This window comes from Fibrobacter sp. UBA4309 (assembly GCF_002395745.1).
GTDB lineage: Bacteria > Fibrobacterota > Fibrobacteria > Fibrobacterales > Fibrobacteraceae > Fibrobacter.
This window is the reverse complement of record NZ_DGUN01000043.1, coordinates 24,299-40,819: the sequence shown is the minus strand read 5'-3', so window position 1 is coordinate 40,819 and position 16,521 is coordinate 24,299. Positions and strand designations below refer to the sequence as shown.

At 56.3% G+C, this 16,521-nt stretch carries 16 protein-coding genes; 11 read left to right on the top strand and 5 right to left on the bottom strand.

All coding sequences use genetic code 11. The annotated features are described in order from the left end of the window. Positions 1 to 31 precede the first annotated feature (31 nt). The gene (locus tag B3M32_RS04790) at positions 32 to 955 is read right to left on the bottom strand and encodes a glutamate--tRNA ligase family protein (protein ID WP_290743926.1); all 924 of its coding nucleotides are present in this window, start codon (positions 953 to 955) and stop codon (positions 32 to 34) included. 172 nt (positions 956 to 1,127) lie between these two features. On the opposite strand from B3M32_RS04790, the gene B3M32_RS04785 reads away from it, so the two are divergent. Both B3M32_RS04785 and B3M32_RS04780 read left to right on the top strand, forming a co-directional pair. Beyond that, positions 1,128 to 1,709: a hypothetical protein gene (locus tag B3M32_RS04785; protein ID WP_290743925.1), complete on the top strand. Its 582-nt coding sequence runs from the start codon at positions 1,128 to 1,130 to the stop codon at positions 1,707 to 1,709. Between the two features lie 5 nt (positions 1,710 to 1,714). After that, positions 1,715 to 2,257 carry a 3'-5' exonuclease gene (locus B3M32_RS04780; RefSeq protein WP_290743923.1) on the top strand — a complete coding sequence of 181 codons (543 nt, stop codon included), beginning with the start codon at positions 1,715 to 1,717 and terminating at the stop codon, positions 2,255 to 2,257. A 54-nt stretch (positions 2,258 to 2,311) separates the two neighbouring features. Here the strand turns inward: B3M32_RS04780 and B3M32_RS04775 are convergent, their stop codons facing one another. From B3M32_RS04775 to B3M32_RS04765, 3 genes are read right to left on the bottom strand one after another with little or no spacing between them, the layout of a single operon-like run. Continuing rightward, complete coding sequence (locus B3M32_RS04775; protein WP_290743922.1) at positions 2,312 to 3,535, bottom strand: glycoside hydrolase family 3 N-terminal domain-containing protein; 1,224 nt, start codon at positions 3,533 to 3,535, stop codon at positions 2,312 to 2,314. 17 nt (positions 3,536 to 3,552) lie between these two features. Further along, on the bottom strand, positions 3,553 to 6,069 hold the full coding sequence (locus B3M32_RS04770; RefSeq protein ID WP_290743921.1) for a DNA topoisomerase III: 2,517 nt from the start codon (positions 6,067 to 6,069) through the stop codon (positions 3,553 to 3,555). Positions 6,070 to 6,071: 2 nt separating this feature from the next. Then, a complete protein-coding gene (locus B3M32_RS04765; protein ID WP_290743920.1) occupies positions 6,072 to 7,205 on the bottom strand; it encodes a glycosyltransferase in 1,134 nt (377 codons plus the stop codon). Between the two features lie 205 nt (positions 7,206 to 7,410). On the opposite strand from B3M32_RS04765, the gene B3M32_RS04760 reads away from it, so the two are divergent. The 9 genes from B3M32_RS04760 to B3M32_RS04720 all read left to right on the top strand — a co-directional run bounded on the left by B3M32_RS04760 (position 7,411) and on the right by B3M32_RS04720 (position 15,466). Next, positions 7,411 to 8,367, top strand: coding sequence for a hypothetical protein (locus B3M32_RS04760; protein WP_290743919.1), 957 nt, complete (start codon positions 7,411 to 7,413; stop codon positions 8,365 to 8,367). Between the two features lie 269 nt (positions 8,368 to 8,636). Further along, entirely contained in the window at positions 8,637 to 9,167 is a 531-nt protein-coding gene (locus B3M32_RS04755) for a YceD family protein (RefSeq protein WP_290743918.1), read from the top strand. A 2-nt stretch (positions 9,168 to 9,169) separates the two neighbouring features. Next, the gene (gene rpmF, locus B3M32_RS04750) at positions 9,170 to 9,358 is read left to right on the top strand and encodes a 50S ribosomal protein L32 (RefSeq protein WP_173341318.1); all 189 of its coding nucleotides are present in this window, start codon (positions 9,170 to 9,172) and stop codon (positions 9,356 to 9,358) included. A 34-nt stretch (positions 9,359 to 9,392) separates the two neighbouring features. Then, positions 9,393 to 10,370, top strand: coding sequence for a phosphate acyltransferase PlsX (gene plsX / locus B3M32_RS04745; RefSeq protein WP_290743916.1), 978 nt, complete (start codon positions 9,393 to 9,395; stop codon positions 10,368 to 10,370). A gap of 223 nt (positions 10,371 to 10,593) precedes the next feature. Next, complete coding sequence (gene fabD / locus B3M32_RS04740) at positions 10,594 to 11,511, top strand: ACP S-malonyltransferase (RefSeq protein ID WP_290743915.1); 918 nt, start codon at positions 10,594 to 10,596, stop codon at positions 11,509 to 11,511. A 126-nt stretch (positions 11,512 to 11,637) separates the two neighbouring features. Next, positions 11,638 to 12,378, top strand: coding sequence for a 3-oxoacyl-[acyl-carrier-protein] reductase (gene fabG / locus B3M32_RS04735; RefSeq protein ID WP_290743914.1), 741 nt, complete (start codon positions 11,638 to 11,640; stop codon positions 12,376 to 12,378). Positions 12,379 to 12,426: 48 nt separating this feature from the next. Continuing rightward, a complete protein-coding gene (gene acpP, locus B3M32_RS04730) occupies positions 12,427 to 12,669 on the top strand; it encodes an acyl carrier protein (protein WP_290743913.1) in 243 nt (80 codons plus the stop codon). A 126-nt stretch (positions 12,670 to 12,795) separates the two neighbouring features. Further along, a complete protein-coding gene (gene rnc, locus B3M32_RS04725; protein ID WP_290743912.1) occupies positions 12,796 to 13,614 on the top strand; it encodes a ribonuclease III in 819 nt (272 codons plus the stop codon). 46 nt (positions 13,615 to 13,660) lie between these two features. Further along, positions 13,661 to 15,466, top strand: a complete 1,806-nt coding sequence (locus tag B3M32_RS04720; RefSeq protein ID WP_290743911.1) for an extracellular solute-binding protein — start codon at positions 13,661 to 13,663, stop codon at positions 15,464 to 15,466. 162 nt (positions 15,467 to 15,628) lie between these two features. Here B3M32_RS04720 and B3M32_RS04715 read toward each other — a convergent pair whose 3' ends face one another. Further along, the gene (locus B3M32_RS04715) at positions 15,629 to 16,438 is read right to left on the bottom strand and encodes a hypothetical protein (protein ID WP_290743909.1); all 810 of its coding nucleotides are present in this window, start codon (positions 16,436 to 16,438) and stop codon (positions 15,629 to 15,631) included. Positions 16,439 to 16,521 lie beyond the last annotated feature (83 nt).

The following is a 16,521-nucleotide window of genomic DNA, read 5'->3' as shown; positions in this document are numbered from 1 at the left end:
ATAATATACTTTTTTTCTATGAACCAATCTTTTACAATTGGGATTCGGTGAGAAATAAAGCCTTTTCAAGCGATATGGGGTCTGGGGACGCTTGCAGGCGCGCCTTGAAACAGACCCTTCCCAGGAGTTCTTCGGCCGTTGCTCCGGCGTTCTTGTCTTGGCGGAGGCTGTGGGCCATTTCCCGCTTCGAAAGTTTCTTGCCGGAGCCGTCTACGATAAGGGCGTGGTGCAGGTAAACGGGGGGATTGGGCCTGCCGAGGAGGTCCATTAGCGCGATTTGCCGTGCCGTGGAACTGCGGAGATCTTCGCCGCGAACCACATGCGTTATCTGTTCGTCAATATCGTCTACGCAGACGGCAAACTGGTAAGTCCATTGCCCGTCGCGGTCGCGGATAGGGAAGTCCCCGCACTGTTCCTTTGGATTTTCGCGGAAGTCTCCCAACCGCAGGTCGTGCCACTCAATTACTTTGTCCGGAATCATGACCCGCAGGTTATGCGGAACGTTGTTCTCTGTGCTGCACGTCATTCCGGCCACCGAGCCGGAATCTAGGTGGCGGGTCGTAGCCCGCCATGACGATGTTTGTAAAAAGCATTTTCCCTGATATACAATTTCGCCGGTCTCGCTTTTGGGGTTTTCTTCTTCGAGCTGCTTGCGGCTGCAAAAACAGGGGTAGACGAGGTGCCGCGCTTCGAGCGTTTCGAGAGCCTTGCCGTAGATGCCTTCGCGTCCGCTCTGGATGCTCTGGGAGTCCCAGCGGAAACCGAACCAGGCGAGGTCTTCGTAGATGCTTTGGATGTATTCTTTGCGGGCACGGCTTCGGTCGTGGTCTTCGATGCGCAGGTGGACATCCAGATGCCACTTTCTTGCTGCGGCCCATACATAGAGCGCAGAGAGCAGGTGCCCTTCGTGAAGGTACCCCGTAGGGCTCGGTGCAAATCGGATTTTTCCGGCCATGTGCAAAAAAGTAGAATATTTCGACAGGCTTTTTGTGAAAAGTGATTTTGGACATCATTGGAAATTTGCCAAAAATAATTGGTTCCTTTTTATGGAATATTTATATATATTGCTTCATGTAATAGGCCCGATTTGGGTGTATAAAGGTTTGGTTCGAATGAAACTATTTGCCGTGAAACAATCGTTTTTTGCACGCGCGCTCGTGCTTGCCAGCTTCCTTGCCGTTGCGTCCTTTGCCGAAGATATCGTCGCCACCACGTCGAACGGCTCTACCGTAATCTTGCATGACAACGGCCGCTGGGAATTCTACCAGAATAACGCCAAAATTCGCGATGTGCGCCCCGACGCCATCCCCGAAGACGCCAAGTTCAATGTTTCCGTGCTGTACGAATCCTACGACAAACTCAAGAAAAACGTCCGCATGGCGATGGAAGCGGACTTGGCGACCGAAGAAGAAATCAAGGACAGTCTCCGCAAGGTCCCCCGTGGCGGGATGGTGTATTTCCAGGTGGCTACGAGCCAAATCAAGAAGGGCATGCCGCGCGAGCTGACGTACATGCTCTACGATACCGGCAAAAAGCCTATTTTCACCAAGACGGTTTCCGATACGGAAGCGACTCCCAGCGAAGACAGGGGCGTAAGCAACCTGCTCGTTGTGCCCGTGTACAGCCGTCCCAAGGCCAAGGTGATGAAAGCCCGTGTGCAGATGGCCCGCGGCAATGCTACCCTGGATATCGACATCCCGATAAAGTAGACAGAATGCGTTTTGCCGTAGTCGATGTCGAGACCACCGGTAATGCCGGTGAACTAAACCGCATTACCGAAGTTGGTGTGGTCCTTGTCGACGATACCGAGGTTGTCGATACTTTCCATTCCCTGGTGGATCCGGGTACATCCATAAGCCCGTTTGTCCAGAACTTGACGGGAATTACCGACGAGATGGTACGTGGCGCTCCGCAATTCGGCGCCCTTGCCGAAAAACTCGACGAGTTGCTCCGCGACAGGATCTTTGTGGCGCATAATGTCCAGTTTGACTGGAAGATGATGAAGACGGAATTCAAGCGTTGCTGCATCGCCTTCGACCCGCCGCGTCTCTGCACGGTAAAGCTGTCCCGTCGCGTGTTTCCCGGATTCCCGAGCTACAGCCTGCACAAGTTGACGGAGTCGCTCGGACTCGATGATTTCCTGCATCACCGCGCGATGGACGACACGCTTGCCTGCGCGGAGATATTGAAGCTCGCTTACAACAAGGTCGGGCCAGAAAGGATTCTCAAAGAAGTGAAGAACCTGAAGAAGGGGTGACTTAGAGTGGTTAAGTAAACATACCCCAAAGGCGCAGCGCGCCGACCCCACACCCTACTTCGCGTTGCCAATAAGTCCCGCCCTGTATTTCAGCTTTAGAATGCGGGCGCAGGATTCCTCGATGCGGTTCTTGTACGTATCGCTCTGCTTGGAAAGGGATTCGAGGTAGTTTATCATCTCGACGCCCTTTGCGGGGTACGTGATCATGAACATGTCGTTGCCGGCCAGGAGTGCCGTGCGGATGAGCTTCCTGAAATCTTTCTTGGGGTATCCCTTGTGGCTGACGCGTTCCATGCCGCTTACCCAGGCGCGGAGCGAAACGCCCCACAGGTCATCGGTCAATATGACGGTTTCGGGATTCATCTTGCGCGCCATGCGGACGATCTTCGGCTCGAATACGGCGGGCTTGCTGGAAACGCGGACAAAGCGGACGCTGCTCATCATGGTGACGGGGATGTCGTCGGCGAGGTTCTTGAAAAACTTGTAGTTTTCGCTCAACCTCTTTTTCGGGGTGGAACTGACGGCTATCTGATGGTCGCTATTGGTCCAGGAATCGTATCCGGGAAAGTGTTTGGAAACGCAGAATACGCCGCTGTTGCGCATGCCGTGTACAAAGGCGCGGACTTTCTCTTCGCGGTTGCTGTCGGCGCCCCAGCTGCGCTTGCTTTCTTCCATGAATGTCTTCTTGTTGCGATGGTCATAGGCCGGATCGAGCACGGGGGCGAGATTCAGGTTGATTCCCAAACCGTAGAGGTCGTGCCCGATTTCCTGGGCGAGCGATCTTATGGAATCCGTTTCCATCTTGCGCATTTCCATGGCGCTGGGCACGTGCTTCCATTTTTCGAAGATTCCTCCGAGACGGTTCACGATGCCGCCTTCCTGGTCACTGGCTACAAGGAGGGGAATGCGGAGGCTGTCGTTGGCGATGTGGATTCTTTCCTTGAATGCGGCGGTATCCTTGAGGTGGCTTTTCATCACGAGGACGGCACCGAATTCGTGCTCGATAAGGAAGCTGGCGGGGGAGAGGTACACCATCACCATCTGGGCCGCCTTCTGCTTGATGGAAAGCGAATTCCATAGCGGCATCAGTTCGTCAGGGAGCCCATAGGGATTTTCCGGGGACTTTGCCGAATCTGCGGGTTCCTGGAGGGAGTCCGCGGATTCGGTGTTTACTTGCGAAGAGTCCACCTGCGAGGGGAACGTCCGGGACGTGTCCGTCTGCGCTTCTTGTGCGGCGGCGATGGCCGCCGAAAAAAGTAATGCGAGGAGAATGCGCATGCAGGCTCCCGTACAAACTAGGATTCGCTCTTTCCGGCGGTTTTCTTGAAGAAACGTCTTCCCTTGGAGAAATCACGCGGCGGGAAGTCGAACTTGAGCTTGCCCTTCTCGAGCATGAGGTAGGCGTCGAAGAGGCGGCGCGTCTTGTTGCTGCGGAAGCCCTTGATGAGAGCGGTTTTTTTGCCCGCAAGCAGGTTCTGGATTTCTTCGGGCGGTATTTCCTTGCCGAGCAGGATTTTCGGGAGCGAAAGTCCCGAGGGCTGCTTGTCGATGTAGCTCTGACTCACGTAGCCGGTAAGCGTCTCGAAGACGTCGGTGCCGTCGATAGGCGACTGCCCGACCTTTTCGCCGATTTCGATTTCTTCGGGCTTTTCCTCGAACACGAACTCGATCTTGTTCTGGTCGTTGATGGTGAGTACCGCCGAGAATTCGGCACCCTTCTTGCTGCGGAATCCGGTAAGCGGGCCGATTTTCCTCTTGGTGAGGAGCTCGACGATTTCTTCGTCGGAGAGGTGCTTGCCGCCGATAATCTTGCGGATGACGATGCCGTCTTCGGTGGTGTAGCGGCTCACGGTCTCGAAAACCTTCTTGCCGTTCACCGGGCTGAACTTCGCTTCGCCGGTGGTGTTCTCTTCCTTGAATCCCTTGATGTTCTTCACCATGGACTTCGTCATCTCGACAATGCCCTTCATGAAGTTCTCGCGGGATTCCTTGCCCTTGCTGATGAGGTCCATCTTGTATTCCCACTCGCCGGTGAGTTCCGGGCTCGTGAGGGCTTCGCAGTTCATGGCCGAGAGCACCTTGATGAGGTCGAAAGCCTTCGCTGTCGGAATCATTTCCTTGCCGTCGCGGATAACGTACTTGTCGCTTACGAGCTTTTCGATGATGGCGGCTCGCGTTGCCGGCGTACCAAGCCCGCGCTCCTTCATGGCGTCGCGCAGCTCGTCGTCTTCGACGAGCTTGCCCGCGCTCTCCATCATGGAAAGCAACGTGCTTTCCGTGTAGTGCGCGGGCGGCTTGGTGAAGTCCTCGTTGCTGCGGATGTCGAGCGTCTTGGCCGCGGTTCCCTTGAGCTGCGGCACGTTGGATTCATCGTCGCTGTCCTTGCCGTACACGGCCTTGAAGCCCGGGTCAACGAGAATCTTGCCTTCGGTGATGAACGTCTCGCCCTCGACGGTCGTGACGCGGGTCGTGTTCAGGTACTGCGCCGGCGGGAAGAACACGGCGATAAAGCGCTGGCAAATCATCGTGTAGATTTTTTCTTCGGCTTCGGAGAGTCCCTTCGGCGTGACGCCCGTGGGGATGATGGCGAAGTGGTCGGAGATTTTCGAGTTGTCGAAAACCTTCGGGGTGCGCTTCACGTAGCTGTTGTCGAGAGCCTCGAGCGCAAACTTGCGGAGCGGGCCTTCGATCTTGCCGAGGGTCGCCTTCACGGTCGGCACGTAGTCTTCGGGCAGGCAGCGGCTGTCGGTACGCGGGTATGTTGTCGCCTTGTAATGTTCGTATAGGCTCTGCGCAATCGAGAGCGTCGTCTTGGCGCTGAACCCGAAGCGGTTGTTGGCTTCGCGCTGCAGGGTGGTCAGGTCGTAGAGCTGGCCGCACTTCTGCTGGCTGGGGGCGGTGGTCTCCTCGATCTTGCCGGGCTTGCCCTTGCATTTCTTGAGGATCTCGTCCGCCTTCTTGCCGTCGAAAATCTGCTTCTGGCGTTCCTTGCCGTCGCCCTCGAACCACTTGCCCTGGTAGGCGTTTCCGCCGTTGTCGAAGTCGGCCTCGACGGTCCAGAATTTTTGCGGCTTGAACTGCTGGCGTTCTTCTTCGCGCTTCACGATGATGGCGAGCGTGGGCGTCTGCACGCGGCCGCACGGCGTAATCTGGAAACCGCCCATGCTGCTGTTGTACGCGGTGAGGCCGCGGCTGCCGTTCATGCCTACGAGCCAGTCGGCTTCGCTGCGGCAGAGGGCGGCGTCCTTCAGGTTTTCCATTTCCTCGGCGGTACGCAGGTGCTCGAAGGCGTCCTTGATGGCGGCAGGCGTCATGCTCTGCATCCACAGGCGCTTGAACGTCTTGCCCGTGAACTTGCCCTTGAGCACGTAGTCGATGATGTAGAAGAAAATCAGTTCACCTTCGCGGCCCGCATCGCATGCGTTCACGATGGTCGTCACGTCTTTCCTCTTGATGAGCTTGCTCACGATGGAAAGCTGGGACTTGGTTGCCGGGGTTGCCACCAGCGGGAACTTCTCGGGGAGCATGGGGAGCGTCTTCATGTCCCATGCCTTGTAGCGCTCGTCGATGTCCTTGGGGTCGGCGATGGTGACCAGGTGGCCGATGGCGTGGCTCACGATGGTCGTGTCGCTTTCATAAAATCCGTTGTTCTTCTTGAACGACTTGGCCCCGAGTACCTTCACGAGGTCGGCGGCGACGCTCGGCTTTTCTGCGATGATGAGCGTGATCCCTGCGCCGGTCGCCTTTGTGGTTTTTGTAGCCTTGGCGGTCTTTGTGGTCTTTGTCGTTTTAGTTGTTTTTGTTGTTGCCATCGTTATTTCCATTTAAAGCGCCCGAACAGGCCGAATAGCACGGCCAGAACGGTAAAGGGGGCGTGAATGATTTCGACGGGGATGCACCACTTGATGAGGTGTTCCTGCCTGAAAATCCGGAGCCCGCGGAGTATTAGGACAAGGTCGCCGACGCATTTTGCGATAAAGGCCACGAGCGCGGCGACGAGGATTTTTAAACTGAAGGGGGCGAGAACCGCTACGACGCACTGCATGGCGAGGAACAGGAACACCATGGAGAGTACGAAAACGATTTTCGGCGTATAGTATATAGTCTTGGAGGCCCAGCGCTTGCGCTGTTCCCAGAGCTCGTGAAGCGTTTCCTTGCCGTTCGTGGTCACGAAGGTGGATTCGGCGATGCAGTAGCGCATGGCCCACGGGCGGTCGGCGGCGAGTTTCTGCATCAACAGGTCGTCGTCTCCGCTCTGGATCTTGATGACGTTGTCGAACCCGTGGACGCTCTTGAAGAAACTCTTGCGGTAGGCGAGGTTGTTGCCGGTACTGGTGAGCGGGAGGTGCATCGCGAGGCCCGCAGTTCCCGCTATGCGATAGATGAGCGTCTCGACAGCCTGCATGCAAATGATGAATTTCGACTTGCCGGGCTCGGTCGGTATATAGGAATGCCCGGCCACGAGCTCGATTCCCGGTTCGAATTCGCGGACAATGCCTGCGACCCAGGTGGGCTTCACGATGCAGTCGGCGTCGGTAAGGCACAGGATATCGCCGTCGCAGGCGTCGATGAGCTTCGAGAGGGCGTGCTTCTTGGGGCTGACACCTTCGGGGATGTCCGTGATGGTAAGTACGTGCAGGCGCGGGTCGCGCTTGGCGTATTCGGCGAGGATTTCCGGGGTGTCGTCGGTGCTGCGGTCGTCGGCGACCCAGACGTCCCACTTGCCCGCGTAGTCTTGGGCGAGGACGGAATCGAGGGTGGCCCGGATGCCGGCCGACTCGTTGCGGGCGGAAATCAGGATGCTCACGTGCGGTTTGGGTTCCACGTCCGATTCACCGAGGCGTACGGTACCCAGGGCGCGGAAGAACCGTACCTCGAGGACTATATAGAATAGGCAGAACACTGCCAAAAGTCCGATGACCAGATATGTGAGCACCGTAAAGAACATTTTTTCGGGCAAAATTTAGTTCATCGGAAACGAAATTTCAAAAGGCGACGTGACGAAAATGACCCGAAAATTTTAGGACATGCCGTTTTTTTGCAAAAAAAGCGTATTCCGACTTATATTATAATATCTGTTCTCTTTTTCTTCTTTTTTACTTATATTAATGTTCGCACAATATATAACAAGCCCTGAGGGGCAAGGAGTTCCTATGCAATTCAATTATTCCGGTATGGCCAAGATTCTGTCTTGGGGTATTCCTTTCGGTCTCGCATTTGCCTTGGTGGCATGCGACGACAGTTCCAGCAACCCCACTGGTGGCGCCGGTGGAACAGGCGGCAAGGAAGAAAGTAAAGATGAAGTATCCATCAATGTCAAGAGCAACGGCTGTAACTTCAAGAAAGACGACAAGTCGTGGGAATACTCCTATACGGTTTCGGGACTAGGTAGCGGTGAAATCAGGAAAATCTATACCTACAAGGAAGACGGATCTACGGATTCCACGGTCGTGGTAAGCAATATTGGGGCGGAGGCTGCGGCCCATGCCTGTCCTGCCACTGTCGGTGATTATGGCGAAGGCGATTATTCCAGCGTCGTCTGGTGTGAAGGCGGCACCATGTATTCTGCCGATGTCAGCAGGAATATCGACGAAGGCCTGACCCGTGACGAGGCCTTCGAAGAAGTCATGCACGCATGCCAGGCAGCCAACGGTAAACTCTCCGGTTCCGATGATGGGGATGAAGGTGAAGGAGCGCTGCCGGATGGCAAGTCTTCCAGCAGCAAGGGTGGCCCGGCCGATGATGACGACCCGTCGATGGACAAGTCTTCCAGCAGCAAGGGCGGTTCTTCCGAAATTGACGAGGATATTCCCCTCACGAACGTTTCTTGCAATGTCAATAAAGAAGACGATGTCTGGGAGGTTGCTGCCGAAGAAGGCTCCGCGACCATCGAATGGGTTGGCGGCAAGCCCATTCTCAACGCGAAGGTGGACATGGAAGACGCGGAAACCTGTGAAATGATGCTCGGACTTATGGCAATGGACGAAGAGAACGAATCGGAGCTATCTTGCGACGGGAAGTTCCTGGTTCTCAGGGATGAAACTGAATTCGCCGGTTACACCAGGGACCAGCTGTACGAAGAAATCATGGAAGGATGCAGCAACCTGTAAGGCTTGGCCTGCTTTCCCAAAGAAAAAACGGACGCTTCGGCGCCCGTTTTTTTTATTCAAGCGCTTGTACGAGACGGATGGATGTGGCAAGCCCCAACCTTTGCGGCTCGGCTATAGCCATGCGAGCATGGCTGCAGCGCTCGCCTTGCAAGGTTGTCCCCTCCGCGGTGCTCGGGGGACGACGAAGGGGCCGTGGCTGCAGCGAGGGGGAGGCTTCCCCCGCCCTCACCATTGACTTTATACCCCCGTTTTATTAAATTTGGGGCACTTTGAGAATAGATATCGCACAGAAACTTACTGAACCCGAAGACCGCCGAGTGGTCTGGTCCCATGCCGACGCTCCTGAAATCTTCGACGAACTGCACCTCAAGGGCGATCTGGTAGCCGAGGTGCTGGTGAGCCCCGAAGGCCCCGGTAAGTGCCTCGTGACCGGTTCTATCTCCGGAGTGCAAACTCTGACCTGCTCCAGGACCCTGGATTTGTTCGACCGCCCCTTCTCGACCGAGATGGTGGTGGAGGTCGAGCGGACTTCTGTCGCAAAACAGGAACTGGACGAAGACGATGCAGAGGTCTTCGCCTACAAAATCCCCCAGGGGCAGGACTTCGTAGATGTATCCGAGTGCATCCGACAGCTGGTTATACTGCAAGAACCAGTCGCGCCCGTGAAAAATCCTGACGAAGATTTTATCTTTGTAACAAATAATCAACCTGACGAAGGTGACAGCGAGCCCGAAAAGCCCCTGGATCCGCGTTGGGAAAAACTCAAGGCTCTCAAGAGCAAAATGGAAAATAGGAGTTAAAAATGGCAGTACCTAAAAGAAAAACCTCGACCGCCCGTCGTGACAAGCGCCGCACCCACTGGAAGATGGAAGTGCCGGCCATGGCTACTTGCGAACATTGCGGTGCCACCAAGCGTCCGCATCGCGTGTGCCCGGTTTGCGGTTACTACAACGGCGTCGAAGTCGTCAACATGAAGGATGCCGAAGCCTAAGTCCTGAAATTGGTCGTTTTTAAGGAGATGTTTCATGGTTAAAGTAGCTCTGGACGCGTTGGGTGGCGATTTCGCCCCCGATGTGGTAGTTGAAGGCGCCGTAAACGCCGTCAAGAAAAATGCCGACCTGCATGTGGTTCTGTGCGGACCGGAGGCCGTGGTCAAGGCTAAGCTCGAATCGCTTGGCTATACCGGACACGGCATTTCCGTGGTCGATGCTCCGGATGCTGTTGCCATGGACGAACATCCCGTCGAGGTCCTGAAGAAGAAGCCCCACTCCGGCCTGGTGACTTGCGTCGCCTTGCAGAAGAAGGGCATGGTCGATGCCTCCGTGAGCGCCGGCAACTCCGGTGCCATGATGGCGAGCTGCCTCATGCTTCTGGGCCGTACGACCGACAAGTTCAGCCGTCCGCCTATCGGTTGCGTGATTCCTACCGCCGACCGTCCGATCATTTTGGTCGATGCCGGTGCGAACGTCGACGAACGCGCTTCTACGCTGGTCGATTTCGCTATCGCCGGTTCCGCCTTCGCCGAGACCTACTTCGGTTACGAAAAGCCGAAGGTCGGCCTCCTCAACATGGGCGAAGAAGAACACAAGGGCCCGGCCGTGCTCCAGGAAGCTCACCAGCTCTTGAAGTCCGCCCCGGTGAACTTCATCGGCAACATCGAAGGTGAAACGCTTATCGAAGGTGTCGCCGACGTGGTGGTTACCTCCGGCTTCACGGGCAACGTTGTCTTGAAGATGCTCGAAGGCTTCTACGAACTGCACAAGAAGATGTTCGGCGTTATCGATACTCCCGAAGGTCGTCGCTTCGACGAGATGTGGGACTACCGCATGACGGGTGGAGCCCTGCTCCTCGGCCTCAACGGCACGGGCATTATCGCCCACGGCCGTTCCGACGCTCTCGCTATCGAGAAGGCTGTCGAGGTTGCCGCGAAGTATGCCGAGAAGGGTGTCTCGAAGAACATCAACGAACGCCTGCTCGCCATCAAGGACGAACCGGTCGCTTAGTGACGTCACTGACAAAACGTTTGGAAAAGAGTCTGCCGGTTTGGCGGGCTCTTTTCTTTTGTTGAATTAAAGTTTGGGAAAAACTTTGTTATAAATTTGCTTTAATTTTACTATAATTCTGATTTTTCGCTAGGTTTCTGCAGCCCGCTGATTATGGTGGGCTGCATTTTCTAAATTAGGGGGCGAACAAAATTTTGCGGCTTTCCGCAGAGGTATATATATAATGTCCAAGACTATTCTTCTTTTCCCTGGTCAGGGCGCCCAGTACGTGGGCATGGGCCAGACTCTCGCTTCCACTTTTGAACCGGCCAAGAAGCTCATGATGCAGGCCGACGAAATCCTCGGCTTTTCGCTCTCGAAGCTCATGGCCGAAGGTCCGGAAGATGTTTTGAAGAGCACCGACAACACGCAGCCGGCCCTCTTTACCGTGTCTGCCATGGTGATGGAACTTTTGAAGTCCGAAGGTTTCGCGTTCGACTACGTGGCCGGCCACTCCCTCGGTGAATACTCCGCCATCTATGCTGCCGGCGGTTTCAGCTTTGAAGAGGGACTGCGCCTGGTACGCACCCGCGGTGAACTCATGGCATCGGCCGGTTCCAAGAATCCGGGTGCGATGGCCGCCATCATGGGCCAGGACGAAGCCAAGATTCTCGAACTCTGCGAAGCCGTGAAGGCCGAGGGCGTCGTGGTTCCGGCCAACATCAACTGCCCGGGCCAGATCGTAGTGTCCGGCGCCGTCGCCGGCGTGAACAAGCTCGTGGAAAACTGCGGTGCGGCAGGCATCAAGGCCATTCCGCTCGCCGTCTCCGGCGCCTTCCACAGCCCGCTCATGCAGTTCGCCCAGGCGGGCCTCGCCGAAGCGATTGCCAAGACGAAGTTTAACGATGTCGAAAAGCCCGTGATTGCCAACGTGATTGCCGAACCGGTCACGAAGGGTAGCGAAATTGCCGACCTGCTGGTGCGCCAACTGGTGTCTCCGGTCCGCTGGAACGATTGCATGAACAAGGCCATGTCCCTGGGTGTCACGCAGGGCGTGGAAGTCGGCTCGGGCAAGGTGCTCATGGGCCTGATGCGCAAAATCAGCCGCGACGTGAAGGTCACTCCGGTCGAAACCATCGAGGCATTCCAGGCATTGAAGTAAACAGTGATTAGTAAACAGTGGTTAGTAAATGGGCGACTTCGCCGCGACTATAAACCCTAACCACCAACCACTAACCACTAACCACCAACCACTAGCCACTTTTTAAACTACTAAGAGGAACACTCAATGGGTAAACTAACTGGTAAAAAAGCCATCGTGACCGGCGCTTCCCGCGGTATCGGTCTTGCCATTGCAACCAAGCTCGCCAGCGAAGGCGCTGACGTCGCCATCCTTTCCACCTCGGTCAAGGAAGAATTGGCCGCCAAACTTTCCGCCGAACTTGGGGTGCAGGTCAAGAGCTACGCATGCAACGTGGCCGACTCCGAAACGGTGCAGAACGTGTTCAAGCAGATCATTGCCGACATGGGCACGGTCGACATTCTGGTGAACAACGCCGGTATTACCCGCGATGGCCTGCTGATGCGCATGAAGGACGAAGACTTCGACGCCGTGATCGCCACGAACCTGCGTTCCGTGTTCCTTTGCACCCGTGCCGTCGCCCGCACCATGATGGGCAAGCGCACCGGCCGCATCATTAACATTTCGAGCATCAACGCCCTGCACGGCCAGGCCGGTCAGGCGAACTATGCTGCAGCCAAGGCTGGTATCATCGGCATGACCAGGTCCAACGCCATGGAATTTTCTTCCCGCGGCATTACCGTGAACGCCATCGCTCCCGGATTCATCGGGACCGACATGACGGCTGCCATGGACGACGCCACCAAGGAAAAATATGCCGCCCAGATCCCTCTCGGACGTATCGGAAAACCCGAAGATGTGGCCAATGCGGTCGCTTTTTTGGCCTCCGACGACGCCTGCTACATCACTGGCCAGATTCTGGGGGTAGACGGGGGGTTGAACGCCTAGGCGTTTTTTACTAAATTTGAACTCAAACAATCCAAACGGAGTAAACAAATGACACAAGAAGAAATTTTCAAGAAGGTCACTGACGTTATCGTAGCCAAGCTGGAAGTCAAGGCCGAAGATGTGAAGCCTGAATCCGAATTCGGTAACGACCTCGGTGCCGACTCTCTCGACCGCGTGGAACTCGTGATGGCTCTCGAAGACGAATTCGAAGTCGAAATCCTCGATTCCGACGCCGAAAAGTTCCAGAAGGTTGCCGACGTGGTCGCCTTCCTCGAAGCTAACAAGAAGTAATTCTTAGGTGCCTTTTGTATACTTCGCCCGCAGGTCGGGCGGAGCATTTGGCGAAACTCCCCGGCGAAAAAACCGGGGATTTTTTTCTTTAAGGCCCCCGAAACCCCAAGACTACAAGGAGAAACTTTGGAAGAAAAGAACATGCTCCACAAATTGCTGAAACTCTGGTTCCGCCAGAAGTCCGGAGGCGGGCTTGAGGCGAAGCTCGGGTACCGGTTCAAGGATCCGGAACTGCTGGCCCACGCTCTGGTCCACCGCTCGTTCCTCTCGGGCAAGGACCTGCCGTACGAGAGCAACAACGAACGCCTGGAGTTCCTGGGCGATTCCGTACTGAACATGCTTACGACGGAATACCTTTACAAGACATATCCCGACGATCCGGAAGGCGAGCTTTCCAAGCGCAAGAGCGCTATTGTCTCTGGCCATGCCTGTGCGCAGTCGTCCCGTGAATGGAGCCTGAGCGAATACGTGAAGCTGGGGAAAGCCGAGGCCAAGATGGGCGGTCGGGGCAAGGAAAGTATTTTGGCCGATGCCTACGAGGCGGTTCTCGGGGCGGTCTACCTGGACGGTGGACTCGACGAGGTCCGCGCAATCCTGAACAAGTTCCATTTCCCGCGCGTGCAGGAAATCATTGTCGCCGAGGACTTCGTGAACCACAAGAGCGCCTTGCTGGAATACGTGCAGGGCAAGCTCAAGTCGGTTCCCGAGTACGTGCTGATAGAGGAGAGCGGCCCTGAACACCAGAAGGTCTTTACGACCGAGGTCCATATCGACGGACGCGTGTACGGGCGCGGCCAGGGCGGCAGCAAGAAGAAGGCCGAGCAGGAAGCTTCGAGGGTTTCCCTGGAAATGCTCCTGGCGGAAAAGGCTGGCGAGACTGCAGAGGAACAGGACCCTGCTGCGGCCAAGAAGCCGGTCAAGCCGAAAAGATATTTTAGACCGTAGGTTAGACTTGTACAAAGACGATGGATCTAGACCCGAGGAATGAGATATGAAAGGTGATAGAATGAAGATGTTGGTTGCGTCTGCCGTGCTGATGGTGTCGGCGATGTGCCTGATGGCTTGTAACGAATCCGGCGCCTCCAAGTCCGCGGGCAAGAAGTCCGCCGACCTGAACTGCCCGGAACTCCCGCAGGACCCCGAAGCCACGGGCGAGTTCGACCCGGTGGCTTCGAAGGATGCCCGCCCCTGCGGCACGATTACCCTCTGGGGTTCCGCGATGCCGAAGTCGTTCAACATGTGGGAAGACTACAACAGCTTCTCCGCCGAGCTCATGGGCATGATGTTCGAGCCGCTCGTGAGCCTGCACTCCACTGAGGACCGCGAAGTCGGTATCCTCGCCGACAGCTGGAGCGTATCGGAAGACGGCAAGACGTTTACCTTCCACGTGGACAGCCGGGCCAGGTGGAGCGACGGCAAGCCGATTACCGCCGAAGACGTGCAGTTCTACTACGACGTCATCATGGACGAGAAGAACCTCACGCCGATTTTCAAGGTCGGGCTCAGCCGCTTTGACCGCCCGGAGGTGGTGGACAGCCTCACGGTGAAGATGACCGCAAAGGAGACGCACTGGGGGAACTTCTGGGAAGCCGCGGGCATGCTCGCGTTCCCGAAGCACGCCTGGGCAGGGAAGGACTTCAACCAGATCCGCTACGACTTCCCGATTGTATCCGGTCCCTACATCATCAAGACTTTCCGCGAGGACCGTTACGTGGAACTCCAGCGCCGCGGCGACTGGTGGGGCTTCAAGAAGAACTGGAACCGCGGCAAGTACAACTTCGAGAAAATCCGCTACCGCTTCATGAACGACCAGACGAAGGCGCTCGAGGCCTTCAAGAAGCAGGACTTCAACGCGTACGCCATCTATACCAGCAGCATCTGGATGAAGCAGACGGACTTCGACGCCGTGAAGAAGGGCTGGGCCGTGAAGCAGAGGATCTTCAACAAGGAGCCCATCGGATTCCAGGGCATGGCCATCAACCTGCGCAAGCCGCAGTTCCAGGACGTTCGCGTGCGCCGTGCTCTTTCGATGCTCTTGAACCGCGAGGCGATGAACGAGAAGTACATGTTCGGCCAGTACTTCTTGCTGAACAGCTACTATCCGGATTTGTGGGAAGGCAACAAGAACCCGACGGCACCGCTCTATACGTTCAATCCGGACAGCGCCCGTGCCCTCTTTGCGGAGGCGGGTTACAAGGTGAACGCCCAGGGCGTGCTCGAAAAGGACGGCAAGCCGTTCGCGATCAACTTCATCACGAGCCAGGAAGACCTGCGCCACCTCACGCTGTTCCAGGAAGACCTGAAGAAGGTGGGCGTGGTGGCGACCATTGAGCAGATGAGCCAGAGCACGCTCCGCAAGCGTCTGGACGATGCCGACTTCGACCTTTACTGGGTGAACTGGGGCGCTGGCCGCCTCCGCGACCCGGAAGCGAGCTGGTCTTCGGCAACCGCGCTCCAGAAGGGGACGAACAACCTTGCCGGCGTGCAGGATAAAGTCGTCGACAGCCTCATCAATTTGCAGAAGACCGAATTCGACCTCGCGAAGAGGAACGAAATCTTGAAGGCGCTCGACAACCGCCTCGCCGAAATCGTGCCGTACGTGCTCATGTGGCAGTGCGACCACCACCGCATTCTCTACTGGAACCGCTACGGCACGCCCGAGAAGGTGCTGGACCATTTCAACCGCGAAGACGCCATCCCCGTTTACTGGTGGCTCGACCCGGTCAAGTCCGCCGCGCTCGACAAGGCGATGAAGGCCGGCGAAAGCCTGCCGATTCCCGAATACGACGTGAAGTGACACGACTTTGGTCGTGTCATCCTCCGAAGGAGGATCCATCCGGTTCTATACAAGCGCCTGTAAGAAATGGATGGACCCTATCGGTTGTCCTGCGGACTCCCTCCAGGGTGACTGCAAAAAAAGAGCCGCGCATCGCGCGGCTCTTTGTCTAAGTTCTAGTCTTTAGAAGAAGTATTCTGCGCCGATGTACAGGCCGCTGGCGTCACCGCCCATGTTGTCATGGTCGCCGCTACGGACGAACAACTGGGCCTTGACATTCAGCTGGTTCGGGATGACTGCGTATCCGGCACCGAGCCAGATGATAATCTGCTTGTCGCCGTCGTCGTCTGCGCCGTATTCCTTGCCGTCATCGCCTTCCCATTCGCTTTCGGTGATGCGGAACTTGAGTTGGAGGCCTGCGTAAGGAGTGAGGCCGATGTTGGCAATCGTGTAGTCGATTTCGCCGCCCAGGTGCAGTTCAAGGCCGCGTTCCCAGTTGTCGTGTTCGAATCCCCAGAAAAGGCCGGCTTCGGTACCGAAGGCGAGGCCCGGAGCCTGTTCGATGGGCATGGAGAACTGGCCGCCGAGGTAGAGGGCGAGTTCGTCGCTACCCGGATGGTTCGTTCCCGGTCCGTCATTGTCCGTGCTGCCGATGGGGAGGAGGAAGTCCACGAAGGCGTTGACCATCGGGGTAATCTGGTAACGACCGCCCAAGGTCAGGTCGCGGAGACCGCTACCGCCGTTGGCGCATCCCTTGCAGTCCGTTTCGCCCCAGAACTGGAAGCCCCAGCTCTGCAGGGAGATTTCGAGGTTCTGGATAATGCTGTAGCGGACACCGGCCTTCAGGCCCGCCTGGGACCAGTCGTGGTGCCAGTCGTAATAGAGTCCGGCAGCGGCAGAACCCTTGCCGGCTTCGAGAACCGGGAAATAGTCCCACGTAGCAAAGCTTGCCGAAGCCACGATGGCGGTGGCAAGAATAATTTTCTTGAACATACACTTCTCCTTGTGATAAACTTCTGCGTGTAAATCTAGAAAATGATGATGTGTTGGCAATTCATTTTATGTTTACAAAAAAA

Coding starts and splice junctions, on each gene's coding strand:
- B3M32_RS04790 (WP_290743926.1), bottom strand. CDS start 955: ATGGCCGGAAAAATCCGATTTGCACCGAGCCCTACGGGGTACCTTCAC.
- B3M32_RS04780 (WP_290743923.1), top strand. CDS start 1,715: ATGCGTTTTGCCGTAGTCGATGTCGAGACCACCGGTAATGCCGGTGAA.
- B3M32_RS04775 (WP_290743922.1), bottom strand. CDS start 3,535: ATGCGCATTCTCCTCGCATTACTTTTTTCGGCGGCCATCGCCGCCGCA.
- B3M32_RS04770 (WP_290743921.1), bottom strand. CDS start 6,069: ATGGCAACAACAAAAACAACTAAAACGACAAAGACCACAAAGACCGCC.
- B3M32_RS04765 (WP_290743920.1), bottom strand. CDS start 7,205: ATGTTCTTTACGGTGCTCACATATCTGGTCATCGGACTTTTGGCAGTG.
- B3M32_RS04760 (WP_290743919.1), top strand. CDS start 7,411: ATGCAATTCAATTATTCCGGTATGGCCAAGATTCTGTCTTGGGGTATT.
- rpmF (WP_173341318.1), top strand. CDS start 9,170: ATGGCAGTACCTAAAAGAAAAACCTCGACCGCCCGTCGTGACAAGCGC.
- plsX (WP_290743916.1), top strand. CDS start 9,393: ATGGTTAAAGTAGCTCTGGACGCGTTGGGTGGCGATTTCGCCCCCGAT.
- fabD (WP_290743915.1), top strand. CDS start 10,594: ATGTCCAAGACTATTCTTCTTTTCCCTGGTCAGGGCGCCCAGTACGTG.
- fabG (WP_290743914.1), top strand. CDS start 11,638: ATGGGTAAACTAACTGGTAAAAAAGCCATCGTGACCGGCGCTTCCCGC.
- acpP (WP_290743913.1), top strand. CDS start 12,427: ATGACACAAGAAGAAATTTTCAAGAAGGTCACTGACGTTATCGTAGCC.
- B3M32_RS04720 (WP_290743911.1), top strand. CDS start 13,661: ATGAAAGGTGATAGAATGAAGATGTTGGTTGCGTCTGCCGTGCTGATG.
- B3M32_RS04715 (WP_290743909.1), bottom strand. CDS start 16,438: ATGTTCAAGAAAATTATTCTTGCCACCGCCATCGTGGCTTCGGCAAGC.